This is a genomic window from Streptomyces sp. NPDC001787 (genome assembly GCF_040297465.1).
In the GTDB taxonomy this organism is placed as follows: Bacteria; Actinomycetota; Actinomycetes; order Streptomycetales; family Streptomycetaceae; genus Streptomyces.
In genome coordinates, this window is record NZ_JBEOZE010000008.1 from 1 (window position 1) to 16,488 (window position 16,488).

18 protein-coding genes are annotated in these 16,488 nt (G+C 68.2%); all 18 read left to right on the forward strand.

Annotated features, from left to right (window positions below; translation table 11 throughout):
• Positions 1-554 precede the first annotated feature (554 nt).
• The 18 genes from ABT170_RS13390 to ABT170_RS13475 all read left to right on the forward strand — a co-directional run bounded on the left by ABT170_RS13390 (position 555) and on the right by ABT170_RS13475 (position 16,350).
• Positions 555-1,292: a hypothetical protein gene (locus ABT170_RS13390; protein ID WP_351866669.1), complete on the forward strand. Its 738-nt coding sequence runs from the start codon at positions 555-557 to the stop codon at positions 1,290-1,292.
• Positions 1,293-2,370: 1,078 nt separating this feature from the next.
• A complete protein-coding gene (locus ABT170_RS13395) occupies positions 2,371-3,207 on the forward strand; it encodes a ParA family protein (protein ID WP_351866672.1) in 837 nt (278 codons plus the stop codon).
• The gene (locus ABT170_RS13400; protein ID WP_351866675.1) at positions 3,197-4,444 is read left to right on the forward strand and encodes a hypothetical protein; all 1,248 of its coding nucleotides are present in this window, start codon (positions 3,197-3,199) and stop codon (positions 4,442-4,444) included. Before ABT170_RS13395 ends, ABT170_RS13400 begins: the two co-directional genes overlap by 11 nt.
• 151 nt (positions 4,445-4,595) lie before the next feature.
• On the forward strand, positions 4,596-4,940 hold the full coding sequence (locus tag ABT170_RS13405; RefSeq protein ID WP_351866677.1) for a hypothetical protein: 345 nt from the start codon (positions 4,596-4,598) through the stop codon (positions 4,938-4,940).
• 114 nt (positions 4,941-5,054) lie between these two features.
• Complete coding sequence (locus ABT170_RS13410; protein ID WP_351866680.1) at positions 5,055-5,420, forward strand: hypothetical protein; 366 nt, start codon at positions 5,055-5,057, stop codon at positions 5,418-5,420.
• A complete protein-coding gene (locus ABT170_RS13415; RefSeq protein ID WP_351866683.1) occupies positions 5,417-5,716 on the forward strand; it encodes a hypothetical protein in 300 nt (99 codons plus the stop codon). The genes ABT170_RS13410 and ABT170_RS13415 overlap by 4 nt, the downstream gene beginning before the upstream one ends.
• Before the next feature lie 366 nt (positions 5,717-6,082).
• Entirely contained in the window at positions 6,083-6,646 is a 564-nt protein-coding gene (locus ABT170_RS13420) for a hypothetical protein (protein ID WP_351866686.1), read from the forward strand.
• Positions 6,647-7,071: 425 nt separating this feature from the next.
• Positions 7,072-7,935, forward strand: a complete 864-nt coding sequence (locus ABT170_RS13425; RefSeq protein WP_351866689.1) for a hypothetical protein — start codon at positions 7,072-7,074, stop codon at positions 7,933-7,935.
• A gap of 805 nt (positions 7,936-8,740) precedes the next feature.
• Complete coding sequence (locus ABT170_RS13430) at positions 8,741-9,541, forward strand: hypothetical protein (RefSeq protein WP_351866692.1); 801 nt, start codon at positions 8,741-8,743, stop codon at positions 9,539-9,541.
• A 296-nt stretch (positions 9,542-9,837) separates the two neighbouring features.
• Positions 9,838-10,377: a hypothetical protein gene (locus ABT170_RS13435; protein ID WP_351866695.1), complete on the forward strand. Its 540-nt coding sequence runs from the start codon at positions 9,838-9,840 to the stop codon at positions 10,375-10,377.
• A gap of 228 nt (positions 10,378-10,605) precedes the next feature.
• Entirely contained in the window at positions 10,606-10,740 is a 135-nt protein-coding gene (locus tag ABT170_RS13440) for a hypothetical protein (protein ID WP_351866698.1), read from the forward strand.
• A 19-nt stretch (positions 10,741-10,759) separates the two neighbouring features.
• Entirely contained in the window at positions 10,760-11,323 is a 564-nt protein-coding gene (locus tag ABT170_RS13445) for an HAD domain-containing protein (RefSeq protein WP_351866701.1), read from the forward strand.
• Between the two features lie 1,056 nt (positions 11,324-12,379).
• Positions 12,380-12,697: a hypothetical protein gene (locus tag ABT170_RS13450; protein WP_351866704.1), complete on the forward strand. Its 318-nt coding sequence runs from the start codon at positions 12,380-12,382 to the stop codon at positions 12,695-12,697.
• An 80-nt stretch (positions 12,698-12,777) separates the two neighbouring features.
• Positions 12,778-13,473 (forward strand): hypothetical protein, encoded by a 696-nt coding sequence (locus tag ABT170_RS13455; protein WP_351866707.1) that lies wholly within the window; start codon positions 12,778-12,780, stop codon positions 13,471-13,473.
• Positions 13,474-13,686: 213 nt separating this feature from the next.
• A complete protein-coding gene (locus ABT170_RS13460; protein WP_351866710.1) occupies positions 13,687-14,442 on the forward strand; it encodes a hypothetical protein in 756 nt (251 codons plus the stop codon).
• 176 nt (positions 14,443-14,618) lie between these two features.
• Positions 14,619-14,915 (forward strand): hypothetical protein, encoded by a 297-nt coding sequence (locus tag ABT170_RS13465; RefSeq protein WP_351866712.1) that lies wholly within the window; start codon positions 14,619-14,621, stop codon positions 14,913-14,915.
• Positions 14,912-15,262 (forward strand): hypothetical protein, encoded by a 351-nt coding sequence (locus tag ABT170_RS13470; protein ID WP_351866715.1) that lies wholly within the window; start codon positions 14,912-14,914, stop codon positions 15,260-15,262. The genes ABT170_RS13465 and ABT170_RS13470 overlap by 4 nt, the downstream gene beginning before the upstream one ends.
• A gap of 161 nt (positions 15,263-15,423) precedes the next feature.
• Complete coding sequence (locus ABT170_RS13475) at positions 15,424-16,350, forward strand: SRA domain-containing endonuclease (protein WP_351866718.1); 927 nt, start codon at positions 15,424-15,426, stop codon at positions 16,348-16,350.
• Positions 16,351-16,488 lie beyond the last annotated feature (138 nt).

The following is a 16,488-nucleotide window of genomic DNA, read 5'->3' on the forward strand; positions in this document are numbered from 1 at the left end:
ACGCGCCCCCCCGCGTGGCGGTCTGTCCTGTCGCGGCCCCCCCCCCGCGGCCCCCCCCCCCCGCCGCCCCCCCCCACCACCGCCCGCCCGGAGCGCCTTGTGGCGCTCCGGGCATGGCGGAGGCGTGAGCGCCGGAGGCCAGCGCCAGGAGGCCTCGTCGGTGCGCCTGGGGAGACCGGAGGCGGGGTGCTGGGCGGAGGGGGTGGAAGGGGGGTGCGGGGGGAGGAGGGGCTGCTGCTGCGAGCGTGGCTGGCTGCGGAGGACGGGGGCGGTCAGCGGCGTTCGGTGGCGGGCTGTCCGGCTCCGGGTGGTGGGAGCTGTCCGGAGCGATTGGGAGTTCGGTGGCCAGGCTGTCCGGGTAGCCGTTGAGCTGCAGAAACCTCCTCCTGATCGCACGTGTGACCGAATGCGCAAGAGGAGGTCAGCTTTCCCGCTGTGGGCGTTTCCGGAGAGGCGTGTCATTACTGTGAAGACAAACCGGCATGCTGTTGGCCATGCCACGAGGAACGCCAGAACCCCTGAGGGATCGAGCTACAGCACCTGTCGTCGAGCGTGTGAGGAAGCGTCACCGGCAGGCCGGCGATCGCGACCTGGAGCTGTTCCCTGCGCCGGAGGACCTCTTCGGCGTCCTGGTCTATCTCCGGGAGCGGGAAGAGGTCATGGAGCGGCCGGTGCACCGCCTGGAGCCTCTGAGGAAGCGGACGAAGGAAGAAGAGAAGCAACTTGCCGACGCCCGGGTAGCCCTGCGGGAGAACAACCTCGACCGTCTCCGGCTGATCCGGCGGTTGCGTGAGCTGGTCGACGTCCAGGAGGTCGCTGTGCTCGAGGCTTGCTTCCGAAACGGGCTCAAGGGCCGGGAGATGGGCGTCATCCTGGGCATCGAGTCCCGCGGGGGTGCTGCCCTTCGACTGCAGCGACTGCGCCTGGCCATTCAGACGAAGTGGGAGCTGCGCACTCCCCGCCTGGCAAAGGCGCGGGCGGCCCAGGAAGCGGAAGAGACCCGGCGGGTCACCTCGGGGCACGCTCGGGTCCGCCAGGCCGCGCTCAATCTGTTGTCTTTGCGGTCGTCGTTCCTTGAAGTTGAGGACTTGGATGAGTGGTGGGACGACCTCGCTTGGCACCTCGATGGCAACGACGAGACGCCTTCGGAGCAGGCGAGCACGGCCGCGCATCTCCGCCAAGTGGTCAGGGACATCCGCGCCCAGGCAGCACTGGAAGGGGTGCCGCCGGCCTCCGACGAGGTTGCGTTGCGGCATCTCGCGGAGGCCGAGGCGGCGGCGCGGCGGACCTGAGGTGCCGCGCAGTCTGCGTAGGTGGCGTGGGAGACACTCGCTGTCTCCCACGGGAGACAGTTGTCCGACAAGGAAGAGACCGCGATGAGGGGATGGATACCCGTATCCGGAGCGCACCGGATACGGCGGCGGAGTAGCCGTTGCGAGGGAGGTCGCCCGGATATGCCCTCGCGGCTGGGCTGGATACCCGCTGCCAATGACGGATTGCCGGAGTAGCTGGAACGCCACACTGTCTCCCGCGGGAGACAGTTGTCCTGGGCCGACCCGGTTGCGCCTGGATACCGAGTCTGGCTGCTTGCGGTTCGGTTGGCGGGCGGCAGTTGGCAGCGATGGCAAGGGCGTAGCCAACCGCCGCCGCAGCTGGCAGGTGTTGTCAGATGAGCTGACAGGCGGTTTCCTGCCGTGCGGCGGCGCCGGATGCAATGCGGGCACCCATGGGTATCCAGTCGCGGCAGTTCCATCCATGAGGGAGGAACACCGACAGGGGCGCCTCGGGACCCTTGGCAACGCTGATGCTTCGGGTAGGGGCGTCGCCGCATTTGCCACGCCGGACGTTGACAGCTGTGGCGACCGTGGATGGTGGCGGGGCCCGCTGGGTTGGCAGATATCCGGTTGTCAACCGTCAACGGTGGTTTGCCACCCGTGTCGACTGTCGGCAGATGTGACGCATGCTTGGTTGCTGGTATCCAGGAGTTTGTGCGACTAAGTGATGCTTGCGGATGGAAGTGACCATTTCAGGCCGGTTATTGCCACCTGTAGTCGGATCGGTTCGCGCGGCAACCCACGCCGGGCTGCGGCTGACAGCTACCTTGGGGGCGGGCTGTCCAGGCTGGTTTCAGCGCCGCTGGTGCACTAAAACTCACAAGCAGCGCTGTACCGGTTCCAGATGCCGGGCCGCTGTCCGGCAAGATAGAGCCCGTCAGGGGAGGCGCGAGCGCGCTCTCGTCGCCCCTGAAACGCACAGCGCCCGCCGGGGAGGCATTTCCCCAACGGGCGCAAGGTGCTCGACCCTCAACCGTCTGCAAGGAGCAAGAGTCGTGAAGACCAACGATAGCCACCTCACGAGGGGTGGCAACGCATGACCAGCGAGACTTTGAAAGACGCGACCGCCGAAGGCGCGACCGCCATTCCCGCTCAGCACGAGGGCCATGATGAGGAGGGGGAGTCGACTGACGCCGGCGGTGCGTACGTGCCGCCGGAGCAGGAGCCGGACGTTGTCACTGTGGCCGGCTTCAAGGGAGGCGTGGGTAAGAGCCGCACCGCCAAGGAGCTGGCCTGGCTCCTGGACGGCGTTCTCACCGACTTCGAGTGGGACTGGGGCGGGGTGACCCGTGGATGGGGCTACTTCGAAGAGGCCAGGCTCAAATCGCCTCTCATTCGGGCATTCCAGACTGGCGAGACGCCTAAGCCCCTGTCCGGTCGAGGCCGGAAGCCGGACCTCATTCCTGGCCACACCGACTTCGAGCGCAACCAGCCGCGGTCCGAGGCGGTGGCCGAGTCGTTGCTGCAGTGGTCGCGTGACCTGAAGCGGCGCCTGGTGGTCGACACCCACCCGGGCGGAAGTGAGTCCACCTACGGGGCGATGGCGGCTGCTCGTGTGACCGTCGTACCGGCTGTGCTGGGAAATGAGGAGCTCCGTGCCTTGGAGGGCCTTCTGAAGAACCTGCCGGACTACCCTCTCCTGCTCATCCCGTACAAGGTCGGGCGGAGCCCTGCCGCTTGGCTGCTCGACGAGCTTGAGCGCCTCGCAGAGGAGAACAAGGCTGAGATCGGTCCTGCCGTGGGTGACTACTACTGGATCCCGCAGCGTCGGCTTCGGGTGCCCATCTGTGCGAGCCCGGTGTCCAAGCGGACGGCGCCGTTCGTCGAGGAGATGAAGGCTGTCGCGGAGGCGGTGGAGAAGTATGGCCGATGAATTGTCGACGCAGCCGCAGGCTGGCATGGCTGCGCTGCGAGCCCGTAAGGGCGCCAAGAAGACGGCTGCTGCAACCCAAGGCACCACCAAGGTGGCCGAGGCCCCCGTTGAGACGGCACGACGGACTCCGCCGCCGCCGAAGTTTCCGAAGGCATCTGCCGCGGAAGGCTCCAGCGATACAGGGGATGCTGGCGTTGCCCCGGCGGAGCAGAACGGCGGACGCTCCGTCGCCCAGGCGGCGGCGGAGCAGCCGGTCAGCGTGCCGGCTGCTGATTCTGAGGTGACGAACGTCGAAGGCGCAGATACCGGGCGTCAGCGGGTCACGACCTCGGGGCCGGAGGAAGCGCCCGCACAGGAGCAGATGGAGCACAGTCCCGGCGACGAAGGGGCGGCAGTGGCGACTGCTGCCCCGGCGGCGGAGGGGGCGGCGCTGCCGGTCGACAATACGGACGCCGGGGATACCTCTGCTCAGGGCGGAGGCTCCCCGAGTTCTGCTGACATCCCGGTGCAAGCGCGGACTCCAGAAGCGCAGCAGGCGCCCAAGAGCTCCGACGGTGATCGTGTGGCTGATGCCCAGGAGAAGGCTGCTGCTGTCCCGCCTCGGGTAGAGGCAGCCCAGCCGGCTGTGGCGGAGCCTGCGACCGGGCATCAGGCGGCCGATGAAGCGGCGGCTGACGGCGCCCAAGGTGCCAGCGGGGACACCCCCGGCGCCGCGCTCGAACGCCGCTCGGCGCAGGCCCCTGTCGCCGTCACGAGCCAGTGGGACCGGCATGTTCCCCCGCCTGTCAACGAGGGGTTCCCTCGAGCTGAGGAGATCCTGAACCAGCGGTTCATCACCAGGGAGGCACTGAACGCATCGGTGCCTGCAGAGCTGCAGATCCCTCACCGACTGCAGCTGCTCAAGGTCGTGTCCCGGATAAACCACATCCCGCCGGCCGACCTGGTCGCCGTGGCCGTGGACTGGTTCCTTCGAGGTGGCAAGGCGTCGGCCGACGACATGCTGCCGCCGTGGAACCGATACACCGGGCACGGCACCCCTGAGGACATCCGTCCGGCTGAAGTGGTGCTCAACGAGCGGTTCATCACGCGCGAATCTCTCAAGTCACAGGTGCCGAGGGACCTGCAACTGAACCATCGGCTGGCCATGTACCGAGTCCTGAACCGGCTGGAAAAGATGCCCCCTGCCGACATCGTCACGGTCGCCCTTGACCGGTGGCTGAGGGTCATGCGGTTCTGACCAGGTCTTATGGAAGGACGAATGCCCGCCACCTGCTGAGGTGGCGGGCATTCGTCGCTAGGTAGTACTAGGCTTTCATCCGTCCGAACGCCTAGAATTATAGCCGTTTCCATAGCCGTATCCCTAGGTGTCCCTACGTGGAAGGAAAGAAGTGCCGCGCAGAGTATCCCTGGCCCGCAAAGCCCAGGAGCTGGCCGACGCCCTGAAAGCCCAGGAAGAGCGCGAGGGTGGTGCAGTCACGGATTTCAGCCCGCATCCCGAGACTGAAGCCCTCCTGATGCGCCGGGGAGTGGATAGGGAGCAGCTGAACTACGCCGTCCCTGAGCAGCTAGAGCTGAAGCGCCGCCTCAACGCGTACAACGTCGAACGCGGCGGCCTCGGCGTGGGCAACCTCGTTGCGGCCGTTCTCGACGCCTTCCTGCGAGCGGAGGGCTACGCCCCCGACCTGGACCACCGCAAGGGCGACAGGTCCGGCAGTCAACTGCCGCCGGACTGAGAAAGCGGACCTCGACTCTGGGCTGAGGAGTCGCCGGATTCGCGGGAACGGGACTGTGGCCGCTCCGCTTCCTACCTTCTGGGTCGTCAGCAACCGAACGATCCAGGAGCAGCGATGACCACCGCGTACACCGAGACGATCAGGGAGACCACCCCGGCAGGCCACCAGCGTGCCGTCGCGTTCGCACTGTCGCAGCTCCTCACCGAGTTCCCGGAGCTGCCGACGCCGCACTGGTCGATCCCGATCCCGCAGCCGGAGGACGACCGGGCGCTGTACGGGTACCTCCAGCGTGAACACGAGACGCTGGAGGCGTTCCAGGCGTACGTGAAGGCGCTGGGCGGCGAGGTCACGAGTTGCGCCCCGGTGGAGATGTACGGACGCCTCGTGCGCACGCACACCGTGGTGGCGCAGTGGAAGGGCGTCCGGGTGGACGTCACCGTCACTCTGCCCGCCAGCATCGACGTGCAGGCAGCGCTGTGACGGCCACCGTCGGCGCCGACCACCGGCTGCGGCTGGACGTCGGCGCGCTCGCACTCGGCCCCAACGACGTGCACGCGCTGCTCTGCTACGCCTACGGCGGCCACACGGATTCCCTGCCCGTCGACCTGACCCAGGAGCAGATCGAAGGTGCCATCCGGGCTGTCGTGATCATGTACGGCCTGACCGGCGCTCTGCGCTGGGAGTCTGGAGTCGAACCCCATCAGGCTGCTCAGGTCTCCTCGTGGGCCTGGCGCTTGATCGAGCGCCGGTTCCCTACGCTGATCTTCACGACCTGACCTCCTGACCAGCCGCGCCCTGCATCCCCCTGCGGGCGCGGCACCGCCGACCGGCCTCCCCCTCAGCCGGTCGATGACTGCCGCCCCGCACCGTGACCCCCTCACGGTGCGGGGCGGCAGGTCGTTCGGGCGCTCGACCGCGGCCTCCCTCGTGAGCCCTGCTGTCCGCACCGTCCGAAGACCGTACGGAGCCGGCGTCTGGGTCTTGCTGCACGCCGCCGGCCGCGCCTCATAAGGCAACTCGCCACCTCTGGGGAGGGCACCGACGCGGTGCTTACCTGTCACCGCGACAGGCCAGCGACGACGGTGAACCTGCCGCTGTCTCCCCGCACACCGCCCCGCACCAAGGACTCCAGGAGCCCACCCATGGCCAGCGTCAACGAAACCGTTCGTCAACTGATCGAGCGCTACCCCTGCGGCTACCCGCACCGCACGGAAGCTCTGCATCAGATCCTTGTAGTGCTCGGCGCAGGGTACGAGTGGCGTGATGGCCAAGTCGTCAGCCGGTTCCTCCCCGGCGATGACACGTGCGCCCGCCTGCACCGGGACTTCCAGTACTCGGCTGAGCGGGTAGCCGAGTTGACGGAGTTCGGCATCGAGGTGAGGGAACAGTTCATCACCGGGCAGTGCCCGAACGAGGACCTCCGCAGCCGAGCAGACGAGCTGGCCCAGAAGACGGGGAAGCTGCTGCACGGCCCGTACCAGCCGCATCCGACTCTGCTCTTCCTAGACGTTCCGGCAAATGCCAATGCGGACTGGGCCGCTGCTGCGGCAGAGATCGCAGCGGTGGTTGGCCCTCTGTGGGCTGCCGGAGCTGACCTGGAGCTGGACCCGTACGAGCGGACGGATTATGTCTTGAAGGAGAGGGACAAAGCTCTCCGTCGCCTGGAGGCGGTCTACGGCCCCGAGGTCATCAACGCCGTCTCGTAGATGCGTGGTTGGCCGCAGGTGAGTGGCGGGCCCCGGATCCCACGGATCTCGGACCCGCCACTCAGCCGTTGCGCGCCTGCCGTTAACGCAGGGATTGGCAGCGGTGGTCCGGGCGCCTTGGGGCCCTCTTGGCGTGCAGCGATCTGCGAGTAGTGCTCAGAGCCATCGGCCGCGCAACGTGCGGGGTCTGTCCGGCCCTGGAGGTGCTGGACGAGGCGGAACGGGGGGCCGGCGGAGAGCGCGTAGCCCCGATGGCTCAGTTGCGGGCGTCAGTCACGCTACCCAGCGATCAGCTAAGGGGGAGCTGTGACCAGGCAGTGGTAGAGGATTCGCCGCGAGTGCTGACTTGCGGCCGGCCGCTCCTAGCTTTCGGGACGTCAGGCCACGGCGACCGGTCCGTGGCCCCGTTCGAAGGAGTACCGCGCGTGCAGAGTCTGCTGAACGATCCGGCGTACGGACACAAGCTGCGTCAGGCGTACGGCGAGGTCAGCCGGGTCTCTTCCCGTCTGTGGCCGGGCCTGTGGCCCGACGATTCCGTGCCGCGAGACACGCCTCGCAGTCGGATCATGCTCGGAGCCGTGCCGAAGGAAGAGGTACGCATTCCGGCAGTCTCCGAGACCACTCACGTGAAGGCCGATGACCTCGTGGTCGTCATCGATACGGCGGGGTCCTCCCACACCTCCTACGACATCCTGGGAGTCCTGACCGGCCGAGAAGTGATGGGCCTTGATCACGTGACCCGCAGGGTGGCGCGGGTCGTTTCCACCACCGCCAAGACGATCTCAGTCGTTTCGGTCCCGACGCCCGCCGACGGCTGGGAGTGTGACCTCGCCAACTTCGCCGAGCGGGCCTACGACTTCATCCCCACGACGCTCACGCTGAAGACCAAGACCCGTCGCATCGGCCGCCTCGGGACCGTGGAGGAGGTTCGGCAGCGGATCAGGGAACATGCCCTGTACGACGAGTGGAAGCAGGCGTACGAGAACGCCAAGGACGTCCAGCGGGGTGTGCAGGAAGAGGCCCTGAAGCGTCAGGCCGACGAAGCGAGGCGGCAGGAGGCGCTCCTGAAGATCGGTGACGTCGTCAATCGGGCCGTCGGCTTCGATCTGTTCTGCCTGGACACCCAGGGGCAGGTCGTGTTCTCGTACCACCGCCGCTTCTTGCAGGACGCGTGGAACCTGCGGGTCCACCTGGCGGGACTGCACGCGCTGGGCAAGTTCACCGACGATGAGTACGACCTCGTTCGGGACCAGCTGGCCATCGCCGGCCTGCTTCCCGCGCGGCAGTAACAGCACCAACCCTCTCAGCGGCTCCACCGGTCTGGTTCCAACGGTCCGGTGGAGCCGCTTTTGTGGGCTGCACCGGGGAGCGCCCGCGCGTCCTTCAGGTGACCGGCGCTGTCCACGCCGGCAGCACCGCGGTGCTGCCTGCCGGCTGCCGGGAGTGGATACGAGCCGATCGCCTAGTCGGCAGATTCGCGAGAGCTGGGGTCGTGCGTCCCGCAGGGCTACCTTCACTCCTGTTGGGCCGCCCGGACGGACCGGGCGGAGCAGATCCCAGCACATCCTCCTGGTCCTCTTCCGCCCGGATTTGAACCAGGCCCCGAACGCGGCGGTGCGAACCAGCCAGCGTGCGCCCTCCCCCCCCCCGGCGCCGCTCGGTCCTTCGCACCGCCGCTCCGACGTTCCTGCCGCCCGGGCCTACGTGATGCGAACGTCGACGGTCGGATCTTCCAGGGACGTGCGGCCGTGTTCGCCTGCCGCGGCCGGGATCCGCGATCCCTCGAGCTACCTCAGGTGGGCAAGCCTGTTGCTGGACGTACAGCTAGGTGCCGCACGACGCGTCGACGGCCGCGGGAGACCTCAGGCGCCACCTCGTACAGAGGAAACCGCCAGTTCAGAGGCCCTGCACCACCTTGCTGGAAACCCCTGGTCAGGTGGCTTCCGAGGCTCGAACGCCCCACTTCTACGGTGACGAAGCCGCCTCCGCCCGTGCCCGACAGGGTTCGCGCGACCTGCGGCTTTCCAGGCCGACGTACCTACCTTCCACCTCGTCACGGCGCCTACCGAGGCGCTCCGAACCGGAAGGAACACCATGAACGTCCCCAACTCCGCTCGCGTCCAGGCTGGCCAGCTCGCTTCGAAGATCGTCAGCGAGCTGTGGCCTCACGCCGACGACCTCAAGCCCACGTGGGCCCGACGCCACCCGGACGACAGGCCCCTGCAGAAGGACCGGCTCACCCAGGTCGCCTCGGCATCCGACGTAGAGGTCGATGACCTGGTGCTGATCTACGACGAGACCAGCCGTACTCTGTTCGACCTCCTGGGGATGTGGACCGCTCGTGAGGCCGTCTTCTGCCGGGAAGCTGTCATAGCCCGGGTGACGTCCAAGACGGCACGCACGCTGACCGTCGTCGAGTGCACCAAGCCCACGGGCTACTGGAGTTCGTGCGTCATCTCCCGCTTCGGCACGCCCCGCAAGGACGCAGCCGAGCGGACGCTGAGGCTGAACACCACCCGTCGGCAGATCGGGCGCCTGGGCGCGGTGACCGACCTGCGAGAGCGCCTCGCCGGGCACCCGCAGTTCGAGCAGTGGAAGGCTTCCCACGCCGCCGCCAAGATTGAAGCGGACGAGGAGAGGGCGGCCTGGAAAGCAGAGCACGAGCGGCGTGCGGAGCAGGTGCGCCCGCAGCGTGAAGCGGTCCGCAGCTTGAACGAGGCCGCCGGTGAGGAACTGGTCGGATGGTACGAGCCTTGGGGAGGCCCCAAGGTCAACGAATGGTTCGCCGGTGAAGGGCGCTTGAGGACGTACCTGGCAGGCCTGAACGCCATCGGGACTATGGCGGACGACGTGTATGCCGAGGCTCTTCTCCATGTTGAGGTCCTCGGCTACTGAGCCAAGACGGTCAGAGGGTGACCGCAGTGCGCAGCAGCTTGGATCTACGGGCTGCGCGCGCTGCGGTCAACGGGCGTCCGGTACGTTCACCCGGACGCGCCGACGGCCGGCGGGGCAAGCGGCGCCCACTGGAAGACGGCGGGCGTTACCGTACCCGCAGGCAGTTCAACGCCTGCCTGGCACACCCGTCAGCGCCCATGCCGTCCGGGATGCGGCCGCAAGGAGTTCCGGCCCGGCCGGGGACGTCACTGACCCAGCGTTGCATCCGTTGGATCGACTCTGCCTTCGTCGGCGGCATGGGAGCCGGGAAAGCCAAGGACATGCCCCAGCGCAACCGCAAGGTCCAAAGGGCCGCGCGGCAGCAACTCGTGAACGACCACGGCCTCTCCTACACCGATGCACGCGCTCAAGTTCGGCGCGGCACGAGAGTGACCAGGGTGGCCCCGGCCAGGACCATGCTCGCCGATGGCGTGTGGTCACGGTACGGCCGCTGGATTCACGGCACCGATGACTGGACCCAATGGCGCTTCCGCTGCGGGACGTGCGGCCACGTCCAGTCCCCGGCTGACAACGCCTACGGCAGGGAGCTCTGCCCCGAGGCGGCGATGTGGCAGTGCGCGGCTGGCCAGACGCCGGCCTGTCCACCCGCTGGGGAGAGCCCCGAGTACTACCAGGTGTTCGGCTATCACGGACATGGCCGTGTGTTCCTCTTCGACTTCGCGGGTGACCGGCTGGAGTACCCGCCGCTGACGGACGCAGACGACGAGATCGTCGAAGTGCCGGGAGTGACGGCACCGGCGCGCGGATCGAGCCCGTGGGAGAGCCGCGCGCGGTAACCGACCGTCCCCAGACCGAGGGTGCGCCGAGCTCGGCGCACCCTCTCGTTTGCTGTCCTCCTTACCGCGGCGTGCCGCCCCGCGGTGGCCATGTGCCACCTGGTATCCGGCGTGCGTGGGCCGGCGGCTCTCGCGTAGTGGTGAGCAGGATTCGCCAGCAGTCGGCTGGGCGCTGCCGCACATCTACCTTCAGCACCGCACCCGCCCCCATCACTGGAATCGAGTCCGATGCTGCCGAAGCTCTACGAGCCCCACGAGCCCTACGACGACGAGGAGCCGTGCGAGGACTGCCAGGCGCCGGTGGGGATGCCGTGCACCCCGACCTGCCCCAACGGGATGAGCCCGTACGAGCGTCCCTACTAGCCGCGCCCACGGAGCGATCGTGTCCCGACCTCTGCTTTTCATCGACATCGATGGAGTTTTGAACCCGTTCAAATCTGGCCCCGCCTCTGAGGACCACGGGTTCGTACGTCACTACCTGCGCCCCACCTGCTGGATCGACCAGCACCCGCACCTGCGCCCCCGCGACGTCCCCCACGTACCGGTGTGGCTGCACCCGGACCACGGAGAGGAACTCCTCGACCTTCCGTATGAGCTGATCTGGGCCACAACATGGGAGGACGAGGCGAACACGTACGTCAGCCCGCGGATCGGCCTGCCCGAGCTACCCGTCGTCACTTGGAGCACCCGAGGCGGGTACGGCCCGGACGGCACATACTTCAAGACCGCCGACGTCATCCGTCACGCCGCTGGCCGCCCGTTCGTCTGGCTCGATGACCAGCTCAGCGCAGCCGACCGAGACTACGTCCAGCAGCACCACACCGGGGCGGCGCTGCTGTACGACATAGACCCCGCCGTCGGACTGGACCTGGACGACTTCGAGGCGCTCGCCCAGTGGGCCGACACGTTGACCGAGCCCACCGCGCCGACCGGGGCAGTCCGATGAGCCGCTGGCGCTACCGACGGCTACCGCGCGACGCCTTATGACGGCGGTCGACCCGGGAGCAGATGTCCGCCACTGGCAACGCCCTTGGCCCAGGCCGTGATCGTCGCGGCCTGGGCCGGAGTACGCCGGGCACATAGAGCGCGTTCCCACGTCTCGCGGGAGATGGGATCGGTGCCTCCCGCGCACCTAACTTCCGCCGTGCCAGTCACCACGAACTGAACGCACGAGGAGATCGGGATGACGAAGAGCGACACTGCTGCGCTCCTTCACAGTGGCCGCGGCGCACGTGGACTTCTCCACGCCCTGCCCCTGGGATACGAGAACAACAGCGGGCATTGGACGCGCTCGCCGGCACTGTGCGGGGCTCTTGTCGAGATGCCCCCCGTCCCGGCGCAGGTCCGTTTCGGATTCGGCTGGTCGGCGGCGATGTGGCAGAGGAGCGGCCACCTGCGCACCTACGGCAGCCACCGCCCGCTCGCGGACTTCCACAGCCGCCGTCTGCGCCGCCTCGCTCATACGCGGTCGATCGACACGCACGTGTGCCGCAAGTGTCGTAAGGAGATTCACCGGATGACGCACCCTCGTTGGACGGGCAACCCGAAGCCGTCGGCGGCCTAAGCGTCGGCAATCCCTGACAGAGCATCGCCGCTCACGCCGCCCCCACCCGCGCCGAGCGGGGAGTGCTTGGGCCTCCCTGGTGCCCGTCACCGCCCCCGCCATGGTCAAACCCGGTACGTCAACGTTCGAGACGTGCCGGGTGTCCGTGTGCACGGTCAGTGCCAGCGGATCAACGCCTCCAGGTGGTCATCGGAGCCGCCAAGAGGCGGCGTGCGACCTCGACAGGCTGAGCGCTGAACGAGTAGGTGACGCGGCCAATCGCTGTCCGCTCCGGCGCACCCCCGCCTGCGGCTGCGAGCTGGGGCTTTCCGCTCCTCGTCTGCCTCGGCTTCGGTCACCGCATAGCGGCAGATTCGCGAGAAATCGAGCCAGACCGCTGTAAAACCTAACTTCTGTCGTGCCAGCCGCCACGGGCTGACCGCACGAAGGAGAGAAGCGATGACCGAGACCGCCACGCAGACCACGCAGACGGCCACCATCGACACCCTGGCCACCGCCCTGCAGAACGCCCTCGGCAGCAGCTGGACGATCACCGCGCGCTTCGACCACATCCTTGCTACCACCCCGCTGTGCGACCGCATCAACATCACGCCGCTGGACTACAGCTACACCGACATCTCCTGGACGCTCGTGCCGGTCCGCCGCACCATCCCCGCCCAGACCGTGCGGGAGACCCCGGACGCCGACCTGACCGCCGACGTGGCAACCGCGCTTCGCAGCCTGTCGTACCGGCACCACGCCCTGCCGACCGCCTGACACGCCCCCCGCGCCCGCCGCCGGGCCGTACCCGGCGGCGGGCGGAGACCCCGCGACTCTCGACCGAACGGAAGCAGTAAGTGAGCAGTCAGCACGCCCTCGTTCACCTGGCCCCGGAGCCGGACGCTACCGCGAGCGACCTCGCCAACGAGGCCGAAGACACCCTCTGGGACCTGCCTGGCGGCTGGGAACGGGTGCTGGTCACCCACCCCGAGAACCAATACGCCGGGACCTTCCCTCTGCGGAACGGAGCCGACCCGAACCACCCGCAGCTCATACGCGTCAGCGGCGGCACCACCACCCGTTACGCGGGCGGCCCGGTCGGCCTTCTCGACCTGCACGCGTGCCGTACTCGGGCCGCTGATCGTGCCGCGCGCCTGCACGACACCTGGACCCAGGCCGTAGCCACCATGCCGCCGGTCAGGCCGCTCGCCGACTACCTTTCTGACGCCAAGGACTCCGTGTACGCCGGGCTCGCTTTCAGGGAGCAACCGCACATCAAGGTCGCCGTCAGTCTGGCGGACGCGCGGCTTTCCTGGGCTGATCAGGAGGCCCTGGCCGCGTTGGACCGGGATGCGTTCGTGGAGCGTGCCCGCGTCCAGGCCGTCACAGGGAACAGCCTGCTTCAGCTCGACGGGACGTGGCTTGTCAGCCCGACCTGGGCGGACCCCCAGGCTCCCGAGACGGCGGCCGCCGAGTACCACCAGCGCGTCAACGCCTACCTCGACAACCTGCCCGCGGACCACGTGATCGTCGGAGCCGACTTCATCCGCTGACCAGCAGGGACCGCGCGGACCCCTTCCGGTACTGACCGAAAGAGGGGCCCGCGCGGTATCTGTTGGCCAGCGTTCCTGTCCGCCGGCTCCAGGCCCGCGACGGCACGGCCGCCGGCGGACCCGGCCTCAACTCGCGCGAGCGCGGGGCGCGCCATGCCGCCCGCTAACGTCCGCTGCGCCAACACATCCACCCCTCACCCGCTAGGAACCCCCGTGATCCACTCCAAGGCGTCGGACGCTGCCGCGGCTCTCACCCACCAGGTCTGGCTGGACCTCTGGCCGACGGCACCCACGCCGGGCATCAGCAGTGTCACGTCAGCGCAGCAGCTCCAGGACGACGACCTCATCGTGACCCTCGGCGCTGGACCGGATGCGGCCACGCTGACGGACCTCAGCGCGCGCGACGCCGTGCGCGAAGCCGGCACCCGAGTGTGGCGAGTGGTCTCCACCGGCGCCAGGACGGTACGAGTCCGCCCGGTCGCAGTGCCTGATGGGACCTGGAACGGGACGCCCGATCTGGCCCGGCTCGGTGAACCGTGGGTGAAGGACGCACCCTCCAGGCAGTTCTACATCCCCGCTGCGAAGCGCCAGATCGGCCGGCTCGGACCGATGGATGCCCTGCGGGAGCAGATCACCGGCCACCACCTCTTCGGGGAGTGGGAACGGACCTACGAGGCGGCCGAAGCCGAGGAAAGCGAGGAGCGGGCCGCCGCGAAGGCGATATGGGACCAGATCGTGGCACGGCGAGAGTCCCGTCGTGAGCTGGTCGAGCGGCTGAACAAGATCGCAGGGGACCAGCTCGTGTACTGGGCCGACTTCGGCGGCAGCGACGGCGCCGGTTCGCTGAGCGGCTGGCTGGCCTCGAAGGGCCGACTGCGCACTTACCTCCTGGGCCTTCAGGCGGCGAGCCTGATCACCGAGGAGCAGTTCGAGGAAGCCGAGAAGTGCATGGCCTTGCTCGAACAGTGACAGCCCGGGCGGCGGCTGGGCTGCCCGCCCGGGCAGTCCGCAGGTGTCCGCGTCGGCGGGCCTGCGCCGCAGGTAGCGAGCAGGCTCCGGCACCTCATCTCGCCGAACCGCGCATCGTTCCCCGTGTCGCTCGTAGCTTCTGACCCACACCAAGATCACCAATCAGGAGCACCGCGATGCCGCTCGACATGACCGGCCCTGCCAGATGGAAGCGCGAAGTCCACTACCGCCGTTACCTGAGCAACAGCGGCAGTGTCATCCCCATCTGTGTGCAGGACTTCGACTACCCCGACTACGACCCCAGCCGCTTCGTGGACCTTGCCGACTTCCCCACCGAGCAGGAGGCCGCTTTCACCCCCCTTCGCCCGGAGGACGTGATCGAGACCGCAGCGACCACCCCTGATGATCACGTTGCCGCAGGTCAGGCAGTGCGCCTCCTGGCAGCCATCGGCAGTCACTGGAGCGCGACATGAGCACTTGGTTCCTCAGCCCTGAGCAGCGCCCCGCTCCGCAGCCCCCGCACCCGCTGGACGCGCTGGCCGACACCCTGCACAAGGTTCTGGCCCCGCAGGGCTGGGAAGTGTGGTCATTCCTCAACGACATCGAGGTGACGTGCCCGCATGGCCCACGGTTCACCGTCGCCATGGACAACGCCGAGGGCGTCAGAAGGTGGACGCTGACGCCCTCGGCGGAGCCGGCCGGCTCCGCCGTCCTGACAGACCTCGCCGGCCTGCACAGTGCCGACTACGTGAGCAGCGCTCTGGGCTTTCTCTGCTCTCGGCACACCGACGACGTTGCCACCGTCGCGCCGCAGGGATAGGTAGACAGCGGCCGCCGACGCCGTGAACAGGACCGGCTCTCGTTGTCCGAACGCGGCTGGGTCTGAGCCCACGGGCAGGAGCGATTCGCCAGCAGTCGTGACACCGACACCTTCTTGCCTACGGTCCCGGACGTTCCCCCGTTCCCAGGCAAGGACCTGCCATGACCTTCCCTCTCAGTCCCGGCGCCACCATCAGCCGGTCCGACCTTCACCAGCTCATCGGCGGTCGACCCCACGGCCGCATCAGCCCGAGCAAGACGACGCCGAACATCTGCCTTTTCACGTCGCCAGGAGCCCACGACAGTCAGCACGACGGCTGGACCGGGGATCACTACCACTTCCAGGGAGAAGGACAGGGAGACCGGGAACAGGTGATCAAGAACGGCAACCGTGCTCTCGCCGACCACGCGCAGAACGAGGGCCGCACCCTGCGGCTGTTCTCCACGGTGCCCGGCCCCTCAGTCCGCTACCTCGGCGCCTACCGGCTCGACAGCGACGTCCCCTATGTGCGGACGTCGCTGCCGGTCATCGGCGTCCCGGACCAGCCTCACCGCACCGGCTACGTCTTCCGGCTCGCGCCCGAGGACGGAACTCCTCCACCCAGCGGTGTCTTCACCGTGGACCCGCTCAGCCATCACACGATCGTTCAGGAGCGTGACCTCGACGTTCCCTTCCGCCCCCGGCCGGGCGACGAACGGGGACGTGAGCGCACGTTCATGGAGGACGTCGCGGAGCAGCTGCTCCGCAGTTACAGCTCCCACCTGCGGTCGATGGGCCATGACGTCCGCCGTCACACGGTCACTCCGGCCCTGGAGCTCATCCCCCTGCCCGTCGACCTGGTTGATCACAGCACCAACGAGATCGTCGCGTGCGCGGGGAGTGTCGCCCGGACGTATGTACGCGCAGCCTTCGGTGAACTCCTGGACATGCGCCGGTTCTTCAGCCCAACCCCGCGTCGAGTCATGCTCCTTCCGTCCCGCCCGCGCCCCGACCTTGCCGACCTGTGCGGCCGGAACGGCATCACCGTGGTCTGGCCGAGTCCGGGCGGATTCGAGAGGGCAGAACCGGACGCTCTCGTCCGTGACTAGGCTCCGCGCCGACCTGAGCACTGCGCCCCATCGCATTGCCCAGGTCGGCGCGCAGCGGCGTCGATCCCCGGATCGGCTGGCCCCGCGCACACGATGTGGGAGGCCGGCGCGTCCTGGTCAGCAACCCAGTCCTGTCCG

Bases quoted from the DNA above. Each gene is read 5' to 3' on its own strand.
- ABT170_RS13395 (WP_351866672.1), top strand. From the start codon at position 2,371: ATGACCAGCGAGACTTTGAAAGACGCGACCGCCGAAGGCGCGACCGCC.
- ABT170_RS13400 (WP_351866675.1), top strand. From the start codon at position 3,197: ATGGCCGATGAATTGTCGACGCAGCCGCAGGCTGGCATGGCTGCGCTG.
- ABT170_RS13410 (WP_351866680.1), top strand. From the start codon at position 5,055: ATGACCACCGCGTACACCGAGACGATCAGGGAGACCACCCCGGCAGGC.
- ABT170_RS13420 (WP_351866686.1), top strand. From the start codon at position 6,083: ATGGCCAGCGTCAACGAAACCGTTCGTCAACTGATCGAGCGCTACCCC.
- ABT170_RS13430 (WP_351866692.1), top strand. From the start codon at position 8,741: ATGAACGTCCCCAACTCCGCTCGCGTCCAGGCTGGCCAGCTCGCTTCG.
- ABT170_RS13435 (WP_351866695.1), top strand. From the start codon at position 9,838: ATGGGAGCCGGGAAAGCCAAGGACATGCCCCAGCGCAACCGCAAGGTC.
- ABT170_RS13440 (WP_351866698.1), top strand. From the start codon at position 10,606: ATGCTGCCGAAGCTCTACGAGCCCCACGAGCCCTACGACGACGAGGAG.
- ABT170_RS13450 (WP_351866704.1), top strand. From the start codon at position 12,380: ATGACCGAGACCGCCACGCAGACCACGCAGACGGCCACCATCGACACC.
- ABT170_RS13465 (WP_351866712.1), top strand. From the start codon at position 14,619: ATGCCGCTCGACATGACCGGCCCTGCCAGATGGAAGCGCGAAGTCCAC.
- ABT170_RS13470 (WP_351866715.1), top strand. From the start codon at position 14,912: ATGAGCACTTGGTTCCTCAGCCCTGAGCAGCGCCCCGCTCCGCAGCCC.
- ABT170_RS13475 (WP_351866718.1), top strand. From the start codon at position 15,424: ATGACCTTCCCTCTCAGTCCCGGCGCCACCATCAGCCGGTCCGACCTT.